The organism is Aquimarina rhabdastrellae (assembly GCA_947387485.1).
Taxonomy (GTDB): domain Bacteria; phylum Bacteroidota; class Bacteroidia; order Flavobacteriales; family Flavobacteriaceae; genus Aquimarina.
In genome coordinates this window covers 64926-83269 of the sequence record CANDNT010000012.1, presented here as the reverse complement: position 1 = coordinate 83269, position 18344 = coordinate 64926, and the positions used below count along the sequence as shown (strand labels likewise).

General features: G+C 28.4%; 17 protein-coding genes. All 17 read left to right on the top strand.

Annotation, left to right across the window (positions count from 1 at the left end):
* Positions 1–107 precede the first annotated feature (107 nt).
* Positions 108–2477, top strand: a complete 2370-nt coding sequence (locus ACYEKI_RS16090; protein WP_459212227.1) for a TonB-dependent receptor — start codon at positions 108–110, stop codon at positions 2475–2477.
* A gap of 50 nt (positions 2478–2527) precedes the next feature.
* Positions 2528–3556 carry a sensor histidine kinase gene (locus ACYEKI_RS16085; RefSeq protein WP_459212226.1) on the top strand — a complete coding sequence of 343 codons (1029 nt, stop codon included), beginning with the start codon at positions 2528–2530 and terminating at the stop codon, positions 3554–3556.
* Positions 3553–4296 (top strand): LytR/AlgR family response regulator transcription factor, encoded by a 744-nt coding sequence (locus tag ACYEKI_RS16080; protein WP_459212225.1) that lies wholly within the window; start codon positions 3553–3555, stop codon positions 4294–4296. The genes ACYEKI_RS16085 and ACYEKI_RS16080 overlap by 4 nt, the downstream gene beginning before the upstream one ends.
* 86 nt (positions 4297–4382) lie before the next feature.
* Positions 4383–5030, top strand: coding sequence for an alpha/beta hydrolase (locus tag ACYEKI_RS16075; protein WP_459212224.1), 648 nt, complete (start codon positions 4383–4385; stop codon positions 5028–5030).
* 221 nt (positions 5031–5251) lie between these two features.
* Positions 5252–6712: a serine hydrolase domain-containing protein gene (locus ACYEKI_RS16070; protein WP_459212223.1), complete on the top strand. Its 1461-nt coding sequence runs from the start codon at positions 5252–5254 to the stop codon at positions 6710–6712.
* A 584-nt stretch (positions 6713–7296) separates the two neighbouring features.
* Positions 7297–8064 (top strand): meso-2,3-butanediol dehydrogenase, encoded by a 768-nt coding sequence (gene budC / locus ACYEKI_RS16065; protein WP_459212222.1) that lies wholly within the window; start codon positions 7297–7299, stop codon positions 8062–8064.
* Positions 8065–8319: 255 nt separating this feature from the next.
* Entirely contained in the window at positions 8320–9306 is a 987-nt protein-coding gene (locus tag ACYEKI_RS16060; protein ID WP_459212221.1) for a bestrophin family protein, read from the top strand.
* Positions 9307–9410: 104 nt separating this feature from the next.
* Entirely contained in the window at positions 9411–10331 is a 921-nt protein-coding gene (locus tag ACYEKI_RS16055; protein ID WP_459212220.1) for a helix-turn-helix domain-containing protein, read from the top strand.
* A 222-nt stretch (positions 10332–10553) separates the two neighbouring features.
* The gene (locus ACYEKI_RS16050) at positions 10554–11324 is read left to right on the top strand and encodes an AraC family transcriptional regulator (RefSeq protein ID WP_459212219.1); all 771 of its coding nucleotides are present in this window, start codon (positions 10554–10556) and stop codon (positions 11322–11324) included.
* A gap of 65 nt (positions 11325–11389) precedes the next feature.
* Complete coding sequence (locus tag ACYEKI_RS16045) at positions 11390–12901, top strand: S41 family peptidase (RefSeq protein WP_459212218.1); 1512 nt, start codon at positions 11390–11392, stop codon at positions 12899–12901.
* Positions 12902–13062: 161 nt separating this feature from the next.
* On the top strand, positions 13063–13521 hold the full coding sequence (locus tag ACYEKI_RS16040; RefSeq protein ID WP_459212217.1) for a GNAT family N-acetyltransferase: 459 nt from the start codon (positions 13063–13065) through the stop codon (positions 13519–13521).
* A 124-nt stretch (positions 13522–13645) separates the two neighbouring features.
* On the top strand, positions 13646–14305 hold the full coding sequence (locus ACYEKI_RS16035) for an SDR family NAD(P)-dependent oxidoreductase (RefSeq protein WP_459212216.1): 660 nt from the start codon (positions 13646–13648) through the stop codon (positions 14303–14305).
* A gap of 264 nt (positions 14306–14569) precedes the next feature.
* The gene (locus ACYEKI_RS16030) at positions 14570–15040 is read left to right on the top strand and encodes a hypothetical protein (RefSeq protein WP_459212215.1); all 471 of its coding nucleotides are present in this window, start codon (positions 14570–14572) and stop codon (positions 15038–15040) included.
* Between the two features lie 196 nt (positions 15041–15236).
* Positions 15237–15677, top strand: coding sequence for a hypothetical protein (locus ACYEKI_RS16025; RefSeq protein WP_459212214.1), 441 nt, complete (start codon positions 15237–15239; stop codon positions 15675–15677).
* A 230-nt stretch (positions 15678–15907) separates the two neighbouring features.
* Positions 15908–16789, top strand: coding sequence for a hypothetical protein (locus ACYEKI_RS16020; protein ID WP_459212213.1), 882 nt, complete (start codon positions 15908–15910; stop codon positions 16787–16789).
* 79 nt (positions 16790–16868) lie between these two features.
* Complete coding sequence (locus ACYEKI_RS16015) at positions 16869–17390, top strand: hypothetical protein (protein ID WP_459212212.1); 522 nt, start codon at positions 16869–16871, stop codon at positions 17388–17390.
* A 200-nt stretch (positions 17391–17590) separates the two neighbouring features.
* Complete coding sequence (locus tag ACYEKI_RS16010) at positions 17591–18325, top strand: LytTR family transcriptional regulator DNA-binding domain-containing protein (RefSeq protein ID WP_459212211.1); 735 nt, start codon at positions 17591–17593, stop codon at positions 18323–18325.
* Positions 18326–18344: the final 19 nt, after the last annotated feature.

Genomic DNA, 18344 nt, shown 5'->3' with positions numbered 1-18344 from the left:
TTCAGCTAATTCATTTCACTTTTCCCTCAATTCATTTTATAGCCATTTCAAAAAACACACTCTCGAGATACTTTTGATCTGTTATTAAACTTGAAATATTATAAACTATGAAAACTATAACTACATTTATAACCCTTCTCATTTGTTCAATTAGTTTTGGGCAAACTTTTATAGGTAAAATAATAGACAAACAAAATCACCCCATTCCATTTGCCAATATAGTTGCAAAAAGCACAAACGATAACTCGCTAATTACAGGAGTTATTTCTGATAACAGCGGAATGTTTTCAATTAAAGCAAACCAAGAGCATATCTATTTAGAAATTAGTTTTGTTGGGTTTACCACTAAAAAAATAACTCCTACTCAATCTAATATAGGAACAATTGTTTTAGAAAAAGAAGGTCAGCAACTACAAGAGGTTATCATTACAGCACATAAAAAACTCATTCAACAAAAAGTAGACCGATTAGTTTTTAATGTTGAAAACACAGTTGCTGGTACAGGCGGAACTGCTCTAGATGCTTTAAAAGTTACACCAAGTGTAAATGTAGATACAGACAATTTAGCTATTATAGGAAAAGGAAATGTTAGAGTAATGATTAACGATAGAATCGTACAATTATCAGGAAATGAATTGTATGCTTATTTAAATACAATTGCATCAGATGACATTAAAAATATTGAAGTTATTACAACACCTCCATCAAAATATGATGCTCAAGGAGATAGTGGTCTTATCAATATCGTTTTAAAAAAATCAAAAGAAAACAGTTGGAATAATCAAATAAGAACTTCATACACACAAGCAACATATTCGTTATTCAATTTTGGAAATACTTTTAATTATAACAAAGATAAAGTAAGTCTAATTGCAAGCTTGAACACTACTCAAGGAAATATCGCTCAATTCAATGAATTTGATATTATTTATCCTTCAGCAGCTACAGCTACAACTCTTGATATGAAAAATAAAGAAAATATGATTTCTGGTAGATTGGGCTTAGATTACAAATTAACAGCTAATGCTACAGTTGGCATTTTATATACAGGTTCATTTCAAGATAAAGGTATCCATGATAATGGTAGAACATTGACAAATGATGGAAATGGAACATTTACAATCAATCAAGGTAATGCCAAAACAACAAATAAAAACCATTCAGTAAATGCACATTATATTCAAAAATTAGATACACTTGGTAGAAAATTAGCTATTGATGTTGATTATTTTGATTTCAACAATTCTAATACTAGAAATTTTAGTAGTGAACAGTTTATAACAAACCCAAACTTTTTTGAAGCAGAAAATAGCACTCATCAAAACATAAAAAATTATAGTGGACGAATAGATATGGAACACCCTAGTAAATGGGCTAACTTTTCTTATGGAGTCAAAACTACCATTACAAAAACAGATAATGATGTAACTTTTCACAATACTACTACAGGGATACCTGTTTTTGACCCAACGCAAAGTAATGAGTTTATGTATTCTGAAAATATTAATGCTGTATATGCAGACATGTCTAAACCATTAGGTAAAAAATGGCAAACAAAAATTGGACTTCGTTTTGAAAATACGCAAACAAAAGGAGTTTCAAAAACCAATAATCAAACTGATGTAAATTCATATAACAAACTATTTCCATCTCTATTTTTAGGATATAATCCAAATAATAAAAACAGGTTTAATTTAAGCTATAGTAGAAGAATTAAACGTCCTAGTTTTGAACGCTTAAATCCATTTCGCTTTTATATTAATTCAATTTCATACCAAGAAGGAAATCCATTTTTGAGACCTCTAATTTCTGATAATTTAGAATTAAAACATATTTACAAAGGAAAACTCATTAGTAAAGCATTTGTAAGTTATATTGATGATGGTTATTTCAATATCATTAAAGCAGAAGACGAAGCGCAACAGAGAATAGTAGTAACATTTGACAATTTTTATACGGCTTATACTTATGGATTAACTGAAACTTTTATCTATAACCCAACAAAATGGTGGAATACAACAACTCAAGCTACCTTATCAAAAATGGATACTCGTTATAAAGATGGATTTAGCTTAGATGCAGAATTATTAAGTGGATGGAACTTTCAATTTTATAACAGAAATACATTTAATTTAAACGCAGCAAAAACAATACAAGCAGAAACAACATTAATTTATGCTTTACCTCAAAAGTTGATGTATTTTTCGATATCAGAAATGGTTAGTCTTGATTTAGGATTAAAGTTTTCGTTACTTGATAAAAAACTAAATTGTACTGTAGCTCTAAACGATATTTTAAAACGTAAAGCAACGAGCGTAAATACCAAAACCAATGGAATAGATCAAACCTACTATAATTATTTTGACACTAGAAATTTTAAAATTAGTTTAAACTATAGCTTTGGTAATAAAAAGATAAAAGTTAAGCAACGTAACTCTGGAAACCAAGAAGAACAAAACAGAGCAAAAAATAATTAATACATTATAAACTAAAAATGTATTTTGTAAATCTAAAACAACACTGAGAAATGAAGGTTTTCAATCAACAAATAAATTTAAAACAGGTTTTAATAGTCATTGTACTATTACTCCTAGGAAATGCTGGTAAAATTTATCTGTTATATAGTTTACGAACTAAAAGTGATATTAGTTTTTATGATTATTTTGACCACATCTCTGTTTTCTTATTCTCTGCAGTTGCGGTAATATCAGTTCTAATTGCCTGGAAATTCATTAATAAAATAGACACTACAAATACAATTCTAAAATTTGTAAAAGTTTATATGTTATCATTTTTAATCTTTATTATCATAGGAGCTATTGTTGACTATGTCCTTTTAGGTATTATAATGAATAATAGTAATTATGATTTTATAATTAGATTTATAAATACAATGACAGTTGCTTTTATACTCGTTGATATTTTTGCGCTTACTTCTGCATTTTTATATTTCAGACAATCTCAAAAAACAGCATTAGAATTAGAATTGACTGAAAAAGAAAAGACAACATTACAATCACAAATGCTACAAAAGAATTTAGAACCTCATTTCTTATTCAATAATTTGAGTGTATTAGCAGGATTAGCAAAAAAGAAACCTGATCAAATAGAAGATTTTATTGATGATTTTTCTGAGGTATATCGTTATTATCTTCAGCATGGAAAACAACAATTAGTCGATTTAAAAAATGAATTATCATTCTTAAAAAGCTATATGAATTTGATAGAAAAACGCTTTGGTAACGCTTATCAAATTGAAAACAATATTGAAAATGCAGCTGGTTTTATCATTCCGTGTTCTATACAACTATGTGTAGAAAATGCAATAAAACACAATAAAGGGAATCAGGAGAATCCACTATTGATTTCGCTTTCTCGGAAAGAGGATACAATTGTAATAAAAAACAAACTAAATAAAGTGGATTTTACACTCGGAACAGGGACTGGAAATGAGTATTTAAAACGTCAATACCAACTCAACTTTAACAAAGACGTTATTTACAAAGAAACAGATAATGATTTTATTGTCGAAATCCCTTTAATTTCAGAAATATGAAAGTATTAATTATAGAAGATGAGGCTATTAACACTGAAATTATTTCAGATCATATTCTTCGTTACAATGACAAAATCGAAATAATAGCTTCATTACAAAGTAAGGAAGAAGTTGAAAAATGGTATCAGACCAATGAACAGGTTGACTTGGTTTTTTCTGACATCGAATTGTTAGACGGAAATGTATTTTCTCTTCTGAAAACCAATATTGTAAAATCTCCAATTATTTTTACAACCGCCTATAATACTTTTTACCAAGATGCTTTTGATGTTAACGGAATAGCATACCTGCTGAAACCAATCAGTTTTAACAAGTTTAGTAAGGCAATGGAAAAGTTTGAAAGCTTACAAAATAAAGAAGTAGATTGGATGAAAATATCAGAAACTATTCATAAACTAAACTTCAATTATAAAGAACGAATTATCATCAAAACCAAAACGGAAATTAAAATCCTAAGTGTAAAAAACACAGGTGCTATCTTATCTAATTCTGGTAAATGTATCGCCATTGATGAAAATGGAAAAGAAAATGAGTTTCGCTATAAATTATCAGATTTAATTAAAGAACTTAATCCAAAAGAGTTTTTTCAGATAAACCGAGGCGAAATTGTAAATATTAATTATATCGAAAAAATAGAACCTTATTTTGGTGATAGGCTAGCTATTTCCATAAAAAATCATAAACAACACTTGATTACAAGTGCTGCTACTACTAGTGACTTTAGAAAATGGCTTGAATAAACAACTAGTAACTTCAAAAGTATTACTACAGCATAATAATAAATTATTTTAAATTTAAAGAATTGAATAAAAAACACTAAAAATAAATGAAAATAAGTTTCTTCATTGGAATTCTTTTTTGTTCAACACTTTTTGCTTATCAAGAAAATACTGATGAACGATTTATTTTCTTTCTTCATAATCGGTTTTTAGAAACCCATGAATTAAATGAAATACATCCTGAATTTGGTCGAACAGAATACAAAGAGATTTTAGCAGAGTTTGAAACTAGCGGACTAAACGTTATCAGCGAAAAAAGAAATGGAAATGTAAATGCTCGTGAATATGCAATTGGGATAGTAAATCAAATTGATAGCTTAATTCAAAGTGGAGTTAAAGCAAACAAAATAACTGTTGTTGGAACTTCAAAAGGAGGTTACATTGCACAATATGTTTCTACTTTAGCCAATAATCCTGATTTAAATTTTGTATTTATTGCGTGCTATAGAAATTCTGATATTCAAAATATTCCTGAAATCAATTATTGCGGAAATATATTAACTATTTACGATAAGTCTGATCCTTTTGGTGTTTCTGCAATTGAACGAAAAAACAATTCGACTTGCCATATTAATAACTTTAAAGAAATAGAACTAAATACAGGAATGAGACATGGATTTTTATTTAAATCTTTAAAAGTATGGATTGAACCCACTATTAAATGGGCAAATGGGAATTATACATTGGATAAATAGCTATAAATAAATGTATTAATTCACTGGATTATTGTGCTATTAGAAGGCATAGTATAGTATATTACTTTATAGTACGATTACTATGAGTTAAGCTTCTCCTCTATTACACTCTAGATTAACTAACGTAAATTCAGTATTGTTAATCTAATGTTTTTTTCGATATTTAGTACATAAAACAAGTAAATAGCAGTTACACAAAACTATTGGACACAATTAAGAAAATGAAATACAAGCTTTTAACTTTAGTTCTTTTATTAATACTCAGTGGATGTAAACCTTCACAAAAAATAATAACCCATAAAGAAACTAACTCAGACCAAGATTTAATAAATTTTCTATTTCAAGATTATATAGGAGAAAAACCAAGTGCAAGCTTTATTGTTATAAAGGATGGTAAATTAAAAGAATGTCAAAGTTTTGGGTATGCTGATTTGGAAAATAAAATTCTAGCTAATTGCGAAACTAATTACAGACTTGCTTCTGTAACAAAACAGTTTACCGCAATGGGTATTTTGATTTTAATCGATCAAGGGAAATTAAACTACGATACTAAATTGACAGATGTAATCCCAGAATTTCCAGAATACGGAAAAGAAATCACTATTAAAAACCTATTGACACATAGATCTGGCTTACAATCATATGCAAAACTATACCCAAAAGATTGGAAGAAACAGCTTGTTGATAAAGATGTACTTAATCTTTTAATAAAGCAAGATAGTTTGTTGTTTCCTGCTAATTCTAAATTCAAATACAGTAATTCTGGATATGCTGTTTTGTCAACTATCATAGAAAGGATTTCTGGTAAAACTTTTAAAACGTTCATGGATGATGAGGTTTTTAAAAAATTAGGAATGACTAATAGTAGCGTATACTTAAGTGATTTAAAAATTAAAAATCGTGCATATGGTTATAAATTAATTAAAAAGAAGTATCAAAACAAAGATCAAAATAAGTGGTCGGCTATTCAAGGTGATGGTGGAGTTTATTCTTCAGTAAACGATTATGCCAAATGGGATAAGAGTTTGTATGACGGCACGCTTATAAGCAAAGATTTAATAAATGATGCTTTTTCAAACTGGGATGAAAATGGTAAAACCAATGGAAAAGGCTATGGATTTGGTTGGCAAATCGACGAAAAAAAAGGTAAAAAATATTTATTACATGGAGGAAGTTCTACTGGTTTTTTAAATACCACATTAAGAATTCCTTCAGAAAAAATCACTGTTGCAATTTTTACAAATAACGGGAATTCAGGTGGGCTAAAAAGAAAAGCCTTATTTCTAGCAAGTTACTTTTCTGATGGTGAAATACCTATGCCTGCAGAAATTGTACTTGAAAAAGATATAAAAGATAACGGAATAGATAATATCTTCACTAAATTTAACCAAATAAAAGGCAATAAACATAAATATGATATCTATACAGAGGGTTTGATTAGATTAGGTTTTAGTTATTTTAATAGTGAACCTGAAAAATCACAAAAAGTATTCGAATTAATTAAAACTGAATTCCCAAATTATTTTGGCGGTTATTATGGTTTAGGACAATATTATGCTTATAAAACTGAGGATAAAAAGTTGGCTATAGAAAACTATAAAAAAGTAGTTGAATTAAATCCCCCTAATGAACAGCGCCTTGTTAATCGCTCTAAAAAAATGATTCAAAAATTAAGTGAATAACAATAGCTATAAATAAGTCTCTTCATTGGAATTCTTTTTTGTTCAACACTTTTTGCTTGCCAAGAAAATACTGATGAACGATTTATTTTCTTTCTTCATAATCGGTTACTAGAAACTCATGAACTAAATGAAATACATCATAAATTTGATCTAACAAAATACAAAGAGATCTTAGAGAAATTTAATCCTAATGAGATAAAACTATAAGTAAAAAAAACGGAAATATAATTGCCTACTAATCTCCAATTGGAATAGTAAATCAAATTGACAGCTTAATTCAAAGTGGAATTAAAGCTAATAAAATAACTGTTGTATGAGCTTACAAAGAAGATAACCTCTTTCTAATAAAAACTACTATTACTCTAAATGGCATTCAAATTTTAATAAAGCATCTGTAATATGACTTCCCATTTCTGTAAAATGGCTTCATACAAAAACACCTTTCAATCTAATTTTGTAATGGTAATTAAAGATGATTATCACACAAGTTTAATACGCAATAAATGAAGCTATTAAACATAGTCCTACAGAAAATATTATATAAGTCATTTGGCTTATTCAACGTTTAATAAAAAGGAAAAATTATGACTGAATTAAAGAAATCAGCAATTATTACAGGTGGTGGTACAGGAATGGGTGCTGCTACAGCTAAAAGATTAGTGAAAGATGGTTGGTCAGTAACTATTTTTGGACGTCGACAAGGTAAACTTGAAGAGGTTCTTGCTGATATAGCGCAACCTGATCAAACTCTTGCTATACCAGGAGATGTTACAAATCGTGAGGATGTTAATACATTAATCACTGCTCACCTTAAGAAATTTGGTCGATTAGATGGACTTATTAATAATGCAGCAGTAGTTGTTGGCGGTTCAATTGGTGATGTAACTATTGAGGATTGGCAAAAAGTAATGGCTATTAACGTAGAAGGGGTTTTTAATACTATTAATATGTCTATCGATCATTTGAAAAAAGTAAAAGGATCCATTGTTAATGTTTCTTCTGTTTCAGGTGTTCGTGGAGATTGGACATTTAGTCCTTATTGTGCTTCCAAAGGAGCCGTGACTAACTTCACTCACTCTTTAGCTCTAGAATTAGGATCACAAGGAGTACGTATTAACGCAGTAGCACCTAGTTTAACAGATACCGATATGGCTTCCTTTGTAACTGGAAGTGAAGAAATGATGGCTAAGGTTAAAAATCGTATGCCTTTAGGTCGAGCTGCTAGACCAGATGAAATTGCTGCTCCTATAGCTTTTCTTTTAAGTGAGGATGCAAGCTTTATTACTGGAGCTATCCTACCAGTTGACGGAGGAGTTATGGCTTCAAACGGTCAACCAAATTTTTTAGGATAAATCTGTATTTCTAAAACGTTTTTCACTGCTTTAATTTAAAAATTATGGCAGTGAAAATTTATCTATTCTAAAATTGGTTAATCTTAAATGCTTAAAACAGTATTTAAGAGCTTCAAAATTGAACTTAATCTAGAAAAAATGTAATGTTTTAGTGCATTGAATAAGGATCATCACTATTATAATGTTCAGGTATCTAGAATATCTAATGGCCATATAACTCAGATTCTTTATACTAATAATTTTAAAAGTTCAAAAATGTATGTAAAAAAACGAGTCAGTCTTTGGCGAGTAATTAGTTGGTCAAAATGGCCTTTCATTATTGGTGTGATATATAGTGGTACTTTATGCTTTATCTCGTATTTATTAGAATTTAAGATGTCTATTCCTTGGTCTCCATTGGGTTTAATAGGTATTGCAGTAGCATTCTATCTAGGATTTAAAAATAATAGTTCTTATGATAGAATTTGGGAAGCTCGGAAAATTTGGGGAAGTATCGTAAACAATAGTCGAACTTTTAGTGCTCCTGTGGTTTCATTTGTTCAAGGTGATAATCAAGACGAAATCAAGAAAGAATTAATTTATAGACATATTGCCTGGATAACAGCATTAAGACATCAACTGCGTGTAAGTAGACCATGGGAGCATATCAATGATAGGCTAAATGGATTATATGCTCCAACTATAAGTGAAGACTATAATACAAAATTAGATACTGAATTGGCTTTATATATTTCTGAAAAAGAACTCAATGATATTAAGAACAATTCCAATAAAGCAACACAAATCCTCAAATTGCAATCTCAGAGATTACAAGGGCTTAGAGACATGAACTATTTTGAAGATTTCAGGCAAATGGAATTGCATCAATTAATAACATCTTTTTATGAAGATCAGGGTAAATCAGAAAGGATAAAGAATTTTCCTCTTCCTAGGCAATACACATCAATAGGAGAATGGATTACACTTGTTTTTTGCACTTTGGTTCCCTTTGGATTAATGGATGTTATGAGTGAAAAAGAAGTTTGGATTTGGTTATGTCCTGTTTTAAGTGCTCTGGTTATATGGGTATTTATATTAATGGAAAAAATCGGGAATTCATCAGAAAATCCTTTTGAAGGAACTTATAATGACGTACCAATTACAGCTATTTCTAGAACAATAGAAATAGATATTCGAGAAATGATAAACGATAAAGATATACCTGATCCAATTGAAGCAGATAAGAACGGGTTTTTAATGTAAATCAAATAGGTTAATCATAAAAACCCCTTGATGAATCTATTGCTACCACACTTCATGATTTCTTAAAACTAAAACCTTAACTTTGATATTAGAAAAGTTCCATTATGAGCGAGATCGTTAAAATAAATTCTACCAGTAAACTTCATGAGTTTTTCGGATATCCTGAAAAACCAACTCATCCCCTGATTACGTTTATAGATTTTTCGAAAATAAATATACATGCGATTAAAAGTGGTACCCGCAAAATTTTTGGTTTTTATTCAATTGCATTAAAAAAAGTTAAAGGCGCTGGTGTTATCTATGGAAGAAAGGATTATGATTTCTCTGAAGCTTCACTTTTATGTATGGCTCCTGAGCAATTAAGTATCGTAACAGATATTGAAAAAGATGCATTTATGGAAGGCTGGGGATTGTATTTTCATCCTGATTTAATTCGATCCAGTCCGTTAAACGCTAATATTAAGAAGTACACATTCTTTTCATACAATATGAATGAAGCACTTCATTTATCTGATAAAGAAAAAAATACTTTATTTTCTATACTTCAAACTATTCAAGAAGAATTTAGCGATAAGTTAGATCCTTATAGTCATGATTTAATTGCTTCAAATATTGAAGTCTTACTTAATTATTGTAATCGCTATTATGGTAGGCAATTTATCACCCGTAGTCATCATAGCAAAGGAATTGTAGCTCGATTTGAAAAAATATTATTTGATTATTTTGAGTCAGATCTTGTCAAAAACAATGGATTGCCATCTGTCAAATATTGTGCTGAACAATTACACTTGTCATCTAATTATCTTGGTGATTTATTAAAACAGGAAACTGGTAAGAGTGCTATTGATCATATTCATTACTTCCTGATTGAAAAAGCAAAAAATTTATTATTGAATTCATCAGATTCGATAAGTGAAATAGCTTATGATTTAGGATTTGAACAACGTCAAAGCTTCAGCAAACTCTTTAAAAAGAAAACAGGTATGAGTCCAAAAGCATATATTAATTCAATATCTTCAAACTAATTCTTAGTTTATTTTAAATACATTAACTTCTCAAAGAATACTATTCTTATCTAATACCTGTGCAACAGCTACATTATATATATCTCATTGCTTGTATTTGCTTATTTATGAATATCTCTTCAGACTTTCAATCTCTGATTTATTTTCTAACTTTAACGAAACATGTAACGAAATTATACACAACAATCAGATTAAATCTAATGCTACCTCTAATAAACAAATATGTTATTTGATAATTTAGAATATATAAGTATAGAAAATCAAACTATTGATTTTCCTAAACATTTTCATGAAACATTTTGTATTTCATTAATACATAGTGGAGTTGAACAACTTGATTTTGAACATCAAAGTATTTTTAGTGAAAACGGAAGTATTTCGATTACCAATCCATACGAAATACATGCAAATCCTCTAGTAGATAAAAATAGTTCTTTAAAGTTTGATACTCTATATTTATCAAATGACTTAATGAAATATTTATTTAATGGAAAAAACATTAGGTTTAATAACCGAAAAATCAATAATGAAAACGTAAATCAATCCTTTATAGAACTTATCGAGGCTATTGATTCAAAGAATTCAAAAACTATTGAACTGTTCCTAAAGCAATTTGCAAATACATTAAAACTCCTCTCTGAAGAAAACAAAAACGAATACGACGAAAAGTATTCTTACGATTTTGCAGAAATAAAATGTTACATAGACAATAACATCTGCGATAAGTTTTCTCTAGATGAGCTTTCAAAAATGGCTAACATTAATAAATATGGATTTGTAAAAAAATTTAAAGCTTCTACTGGATTAACTCCCATGAACTATATTTTGATGAAAAAAGTATTTTCTTCTAAAAAGCAAATCACCCTAAATGCTGGGCTTACTGATTTAGCATATCAATACAATTTTTCTGACTTAGCTCATTTTTCCAAAACCTTTAAACGTTATATGGGTATTTCGCCAAAAGAATATCAATCAAGATATACTAAACTTTAATAATTGCCAATATTATACAAGCTTTCTTTTTATTGTGTACTTACATTTGAAAAAACAACGCTCAGATGAAAAAAACACTCTATTTATTTTTTATATTTTCAATTATATCTAATACTCCTTTTTCACAATCTATCGATGCAAATTTTTCGCAAAAGAAAATGTGGAAAGATTTAAAAGTTTTTAAAGAAATTCGCCTAAAAGCAAACTCTGGACTTTATAAATACCGAACTAAAAAACAAATCGATAGCATTTATTCTTGGGCAGAACAAGAAATTAATAATCTTTCGACTTATAGAGATTTTTATAATCTGATTTCGATTCTTACAGACTACGAAGGAAGTTTACATAACAATACTCTCTTTCCACAAAAAAGATTTGAAACTGTGAAAACAGAAAAATCAGGATACTTTCCGTTTCCAGTAAAAATTATAGCTCATAAAGTTTATCTGAATTTTCAAATTGACAACATCCCACTAGGGGCCGAAATAATTTCAATTAACAATCAAAAAATCACAGATATCATTCCTAATATGTACAAGTTCTATACAACAGATGGAATTAATAAAACGGGAAAGCAAATCGGAATTAATCGTTCTTTCAGCAAATACTATAGATACCTATATGGTCTTGAAAACGATTTTAAAATAACCTATAAAACTAAAGATTCAGATGTAAAAAAATCTGTTGTAGTAAAAAGTGTGGGATATTCTGACTATCTAAAGAATTTCAAAAATAGACATTCTAAAGTTTTTGACCGATTGCAATATAATAGGCCTAATAAAAATGAAATCTACACTTATAATCAAATAAACAAAAATACTGGGATTCTAACTATAAATTCTTTTAGTATCGGAGACAATGAAAAATCAATAGAACATAATCTATATAAAAAATGGTTAGACAGTATCTTTGTAAACATTAAAAAAACTACTATTAAAAATTTAATCGTAGATGTTCGCAATAATGGCGGTGGTACTGATCCTAATGATGTCATAACATATTCATATTTGACTTCGAGAAAGTTTCAAGAAAGTAAAAAAGTTTGGATTAGTTTTAATAAAATACCATTATTGAGATATTACAATTCTTCAATCCCTACTTTTTTACGACCATTTGGAGTTGGAAAATTCAATCGTTATTTCCAAAAAAGATTCCCAAACGAAAAGAATGGTAAATATTTTATAAGTAAAGAAACGAATGAAATGAAAGTTAGAACACCTAACAAGAATGCTTTTACTCAAAATATATACCTATTGATTAGCCCAAAAGTTGCTTCGGCTGGTAGTTTATTTGCAGCTATGCTAGCAGGAAATGAAAATACCACTACAATTGGTGAAGAGACTAATGGAGGATATTATGGACATAACGGACACACAGGATTTGAATATGTTTTACCAAAATCAAAAATTGTAACCGAATTTTCTATAGATAATATAGAACAAGATGTTCCTAAAAAATCTAATCAATTCTACAATAGAGGAATCATTCCTGATTATACTATAACACAGACTTTTGAAGATTTTTTAAACAATGTAGATACTCAAATGAATTTTGCACTAGAACTGATAAATAAATAGAATTCTAATCATATATTGACATAAATAATAGTTACTATTCAATAATCTATTACATTTGATTTACATAACACAACGGAATGTAATAGATTATGATGATTTAACAATAGTGTATAATATTCTCCAATTTGTGTGCAAACTAAAAGCTTCATTAAATAAAAATTATGGATTCAGTTAAAATGGAAGTTGAAATTACTGTCAGACAAGCAAATGAAACTGATTTTATTGCGATTTATCAATTTGTGAATGAATTAGAAGGTGAAGTTTTCGAAATTAATACCATAAAAAAAGCTTTTGAACTGAATATAAAGAATACAAATTTCATTTATTTGATTGCTGAATTAAATAAAGAACCAGTTGGTTTTATAAGTTGTCATGCTCAATATTTGTTACATCATTCTGGACAAAAGATAGCCGAAATTCAAGAAATGTATGTAAATCCAGAAAACAGAAAAATGGGCATCGGAAAAAAGTTAATTGACGAACTAAAACGTATTGCTAAACAAAACGGAATCGCACAATTAGAAGTCACTTCAAACAAAAAACGAACTGATTCACATCGATTTTATAAAAGGGAGCAGTTTATAAATACCCATGAAAAATTTACATTTGAACTAAAATAACTTCCTAAGCAAAATACTAGACTTATATATAATATTTGTAAAATCAGAGTTGAATAAGTTCACTCCTAACTCTTACTTTCTCGATAGTTTAGAGCACTATATAGCTCATTAAAATCTAATAAAAATGAAAACAGGAATAATAACTGGTTGTAGCAGAGGAATTGGTTTTGCTACAGTTGATTTGCTAACAGAAAATGAAAACATGAAAATTATAGGCACTTCTACAACTGGGAATTGCGCTATCACAAAATCAAATTTTGAATGTTTTCCTTTAAATCTTTCTAAAAGTAAATCTATAAATGATTTTGCTAATCTTATTGGGAATACAAAGATTGATTTTCTTGTTAATAATGCAGGCATTTTACTAGAAAACTGGAACGAATCTGCAATAAATCTCGAATACTTAAGGCAAACCTTTAATGTAAATTTATTTGGAACAATTGAGCTAACCGAAAAGCTTATTCCTAATTTTAATAAAAATGGACAAATAATCAATATTACTTCAGATTGGGGTTCTTTTAGCGAAAAGAATTTTGATGAATTTCAACCACATTATAAAATGTCTAAAGCTGCCTTAAATATGTATACTAAATTATTGGCAAAAAGACTTGAAAATCAAAATATAATTGTCTCTTCTTTTGATCCAGGATGGACTCAAACTGATATGGGAGGTACAGATGCAACAAGAAAACCTCAAGAAGTTGCTAATGATATTAAAAATTTATTAAGTAACATTCCTGAAAGCGGTAATTTTTGGCATCAAGGAAAAATACGCGCATGGTAATGCTATTTCTTAGTTTTGGATATGATCTTAACTATAAAAATTCAAGATATTTACATTAAACTAAACGGAAAATGCTACTAAAGCCATTTATTTATCTTAACAAATTCTCAAACAGTAAGTACATGTAAAAATTTTGTTTTAGCTTTACAAAACATTGGAAATTCAATATCAATTGGTTTAAATACATATATAATAAAACTTACCTATACTCTTTCATAGGATTATTGTTATTTATCACAAAATCAGGAATATTAATTATTTAATATGGTATCATTAGAAGAAATAAAGTCATTTTTGGGAAACAAGAATATTGAAGTTGAAACCAGTCAAGGGAAATTCACATTATGTAAGGCAGATGAGGTTCAAGAGTTTTATCCTAAAATATATAGTTATGGTTTAGATGACGAAAGAGCATATTTTTCCCCAAAAGGAAAAGACCCAAAAAAAGATCATGGCATTTATACAGGAAGAGCCATTAACTTCATAAAAGATTCTGAATATTACACTCCTCTGGGAATATTAATGTATTTACCCGATTTGGAAATGATAGGCACTTGGGATCGTAGTCATTATCAGATTGGTGTTTTTCAAAATGTCACGTGGAAAGAAATAACTGAAAACTTAAGTTCATTCATCGTAAGTATGTGGGATAATAGAAATTTTGATAATATTCTCGAAGTCTTTGAACCATGGGATAAATGGGAGTTCACTCCTACTGAAGCTAAAGAAGATTAACATATACCTCAGCATTATATAAAAACACGCTGATTCTTATCTCTAATTAAATTGCATCACAAAAATAAATCATATAATACATGTAGACCTTTCTTCAGATCAAAGTATCTTAGATACACTTGATCATATATTTAATAATTATGAGCATATAGCCAGAGATAGTTTTGAAAATTCAGGAATTGAGTTTTATGATCAATTGACAGGAAACTTAATAGTCTTAGAAAATTCAATACATCCAAAAATACCTAATTATAGTGAGCTCGCTTTTTATTTAAAAGTCATTAAAACTAGCGGTAGTATTGAGAAATTAAAAAAAATCACTCAAATAGTTATTCATAGAAACAGTATTGAACCCGTTTGGATGAATGAGGAAATACCTATGGGTCTTAGTATTGTTTTTGCTCTTGCTTTTCACGATAAGCGCTACATTTTCGATTTCGTTACTGTTTTAAGAACTTTTGATTTAAATCATGAAGTATACGAATCCTTCTTCATCGAATTATTACTCAACAAGTGGAAGATTTGCGACCAAACATTATTCTTGCTTGCAGCTAGATCTGGTAGTCTTTCTGGTCAGTGGGGTATCGAAGGATATGACATTCCTAAACTAAATACAGTACAAAAAATACGTTTCTAACATATTTACTTGAAGATACGTTAAGCTCAAAAGCAATTTTTACTGATCTACTTCTAGATGCTATACAATTCTTAAACATTACTGTTGATCAAGAAAAATTTAAAAGCTTTTTTGATCATTATAAACCATTATTCGATAAAAGTAACATTCCAAGTTTAAGCCATATCGAATAAAATTAAATGTCACCATTTTTAAATTCGTATTTATAACAATCATTAGTCAAAAAATAAATGAAATTCTTAATTATTCTTCTTTTCTCAATAATAACATCACTGAATTTATACTCACAAAGCCCTAAAGTTTCAATATCAGACAAGGAAATTACAACATATAATATAAAAAGGTTAACTATTACATTAGATTCTTCTTCAAATAATTATAGATTACCTTTCAAAGAATTAAAAAGCATCCATTTTAATGCTAAAACAGGTAAAAAAATTAAGGAAATAGGATATATAAGTGATGTATATTATATCCAAAAAAAAATCATTTACGAATACTTTAAAGATTCCTTAAAAACTTTAGAAATTGATAGTGCTTTTGAAGAACCAAATAAGTTTATAAGTATAGATACTACAACAAGAATTAAGTTTTTTGATAAAGGTAATCTATCCTTAATCAAATACTATCCATGGTCAAAAAGAGGAAATCTTGAATGGACAAAATCTTTAATATATAATGATGAGGGGAAAAAAGTAAAAGAAATCAAAGTCTATGAACCTAGAATATTGAATAGACCTAATATTAAAATCAGTTATGTCACTAAAAAAATAAAGGAGTTTTTCTATGATGCTAAAGGTTTGATTACTCAAACTAACAATCAAATCTATAGTAATGATGGAACAACTAATATTTATAAAACAGAATACAAATATTCTAAAGGAAAAAAAACAATTCTAATTGAAAGATCTTTAAGAGATAAGAAATGGAAAGATGTCGAAGAAGAAATATATGATAATGATATTTTAATTAAATCTATTAAATATGATAGGTATGGTAAAATATGGTTAACGACCTATTATGAATATTATGATAATGGTCTACTAAGGTCAGAAAAAGCTTATGACAAGAATAATAAGTTCGCGTATTGCTTTGTTTCAAGATATGAATAAAATGTATTTGTTTGATTTTATAACTGCTCTGCAAAACAAGGATTATAATCATATAAAAAACCACTTACAGTAACTTAAAATGGGATGGACTCAGCAAGGTTATAATACACAAGGATTTAATCCTTCATTAGGTATTAAATCAAACTATTGGTATGTAGTATGTAATGGCAATGAAATTGATGTAGTTGAAAAATATGACAAGCTTAAAGTTGATATAAACGATTGGGAAGAAAAACTTAAAATAGTTTACGGAACTTCAAGTACAAAGTATTTTAGAGGTTATGTCTTAATCGCTGATATTAAAGCAGCTAAATATGTGCTCAACAGATTCCATAACTTCTTAGTTTATGAAGAAAAATATGGCGGAATAAAAGCTTTTAATACTAATGAATTAACATTTATTCCCTTTTTAAATAGTATCTTTTTTTTTGAAACCAACGCGATAGATTCTTTGAGTAAAAAACGCATTCCTTTAACCGAAATCGAGAAAGAACTAATTAATGAACTAGCTTTTGGAATTAAACACGGATTCATTGATGATCTTGGAAAATCTTATGACGAAATTTCGCAAGAATTAAACAATAAACTAAAACATATTTAAAATGAGCAATGAAATAAAGTCTGGAAAAAGTACATGGATTTCAAAAAATGAAAAGAAATCAAGATGTTTCATGAGCATATTAAATTTGAATAAAAACGTATCTTAACTGTCTATAAAACGCTTTAAAATTTATATTAATCAGAGTTGTATTTTTGAGTAGATTTATTGAGAATATTTTAAAAATCAAAAACTATCAATATATGAATAAACTTAATCCATCTATAAAACATCACTTATTTGTTGGATTATTTATAGGTTTTTGGATTTTCTGTTTTGGATTTTTTATTAGGCCTTTTGATGATCCTATGTTTGATTATGAGTGGGTACCTATAAGTGTTGGATTTGGTTTATTAAGCTTCTTTTGCTATGCTATAGTTGCTGTGTTACAAGCAATAGTTTATCAAAAGCTTTCAAGATGGAATGTATCATTTGAAATTATAACTATTGTATTTTTCTGTTTACTTTTTACAATTGTACTGTATGTTTACTCAAAAAGTGATTTGATAAATTCTGCTTATAGTTTTACCTATTTCTCATTTTTAATGGCAAGGATTTCTATCGTTCTAACTCCTATTTTAATACTTGCTAGAATATATGTGGTAAAATTAATTCCTCATAAAGAAAGTCTACTCACTATAAAGGGTGATAATAAATTAGACATCCTCAAAGTATATCCATCTGATGTAATCGCTGTCTCAAGTTCACAAAACTATGTTGAGATTTTCTTTTTAGATAATAATACTTTGAATTCAAAACTAATAAGATCTTCACTAAAAAACATTTATCAAACCGTTCCTTTTTTAATACAAGTGCATCGATCTCACTTAATAAATCCTTCTCATTTTAAATCTTGGAAAAATCAAAACACGATTTATGTAACCCAAATGGAAGTCACTATTTCTAAAAAATACAAAGATGTTGTTTTAGCCTTATAATTTTCGTCCCTAATAGGTG

Excerpts from the sequence above, each read along its gene's own strand:
- ACYEKI_RS16090 (WP_459212227.1), top strand. The coding sequence starts at position 108 with ATGAAAACTATAACTACATTTATAACCCTTCTCATTTGTTCAATTAGT.
- ACYEKI_RS16085 (WP_459212226.1), top strand. The coding sequence starts at position 2,528 with ATGAAGGTTTTCAATCAACAAATAAATTTAAAACAGGTTTTAATAGTC.
- ACYEKI_RS16080 (WP_459212225.1), top strand. The coding sequence starts at position 3,553 with ATGAAAGTATTAATTATAGAAGATGAGGCTATTAACACTGAAATTATT.
- ACYEKI_RS16075 (WP_459212224.1), top strand. The coding sequence starts at position 4,383 with ATGAAAATAAGTTTCTTCATTGGAATTCTTTTTTGTTCAACACTTTTT.
- ACYEKI_RS16070 (WP_459212223.1), top strand. The coding sequence starts at position 5,252 with ATGAAATACAAGCTTTTAACTTTAGTTCTTTTATTAATACTCAGTGGA.
- budC (WP_459212222.1), top strand. The coding sequence starts at position 7,297 with ATGACTGAATTAAAGAAATCAGCAATTATTACAGGTGGTGGTACAGGA.
- ACYEKI_RS16060 (WP_459212221.1), top strand. The coding sequence starts at position 8,320 with ATGTATGTAAAAAAACGAGTCAGTCTTTGGCGAGTAATTAGTTGGTCA.
- ACYEKI_RS16055 (WP_459212220.1), top strand. The coding sequence starts at position 9,411 with ATGAGCGAGATCGTTAAAATAAATTCTACCAGTAAACTTCATGAGTTT.
- ACYEKI_RS16050 (WP_459212219.1), top strand. The coding sequence starts at position 10,554 with ATGTTATTTGATAATTTAGAATATATAAGTATAGAAAATCAAACTATT.
- ACYEKI_RS16045 (WP_459212218.1), top strand. The coding sequence starts at position 11,390 with ATGAAAAAAACACTCTATTTATTTTTTATATTTTCAATTATATCTAAT.
- ACYEKI_RS16040 (WP_459212217.1), top strand. The coding sequence starts at position 13,063 with ATGGATTCAGTTAAAATGGAAGTTGAAATTACTGTCAGACAAGCAAAT.
- ACYEKI_RS16035 (WP_459212216.1), top strand. The coding sequence starts at position 13,646 with ATGAAAACAGGAATAATAACTGGTTGTAGCAGAGGAATTGGTTTTGCT.
- ACYEKI_RS16030 (WP_459212215.1), top strand. The coding sequence starts at position 14,570 with ATGGTATCATTAGAAGAAATAAAGTCATTTTTGGGAAACAAGAATATT.
- ACYEKI_RS16020 (WP_459212213.1), top strand. The coding sequence starts at position 15,908 with ATGAAATTCTTAATTATTCTTCTTTTCTCAATAATAACATCACTGAAT.
- ACYEKI_RS16015 (WP_459212212.1), top strand. The coding sequence starts at position 16,869 with ATGGGATGGACTCAGCAAGGTTATAATACACAAGGATTTAATCCTTCA.
- ACYEKI_RS16010 (WP_459212211.1), top strand. The coding sequence starts at position 17,591 with ATGAATAAACTTAATCCATCTATAAAACATCACTTATTTGTTGGATTA.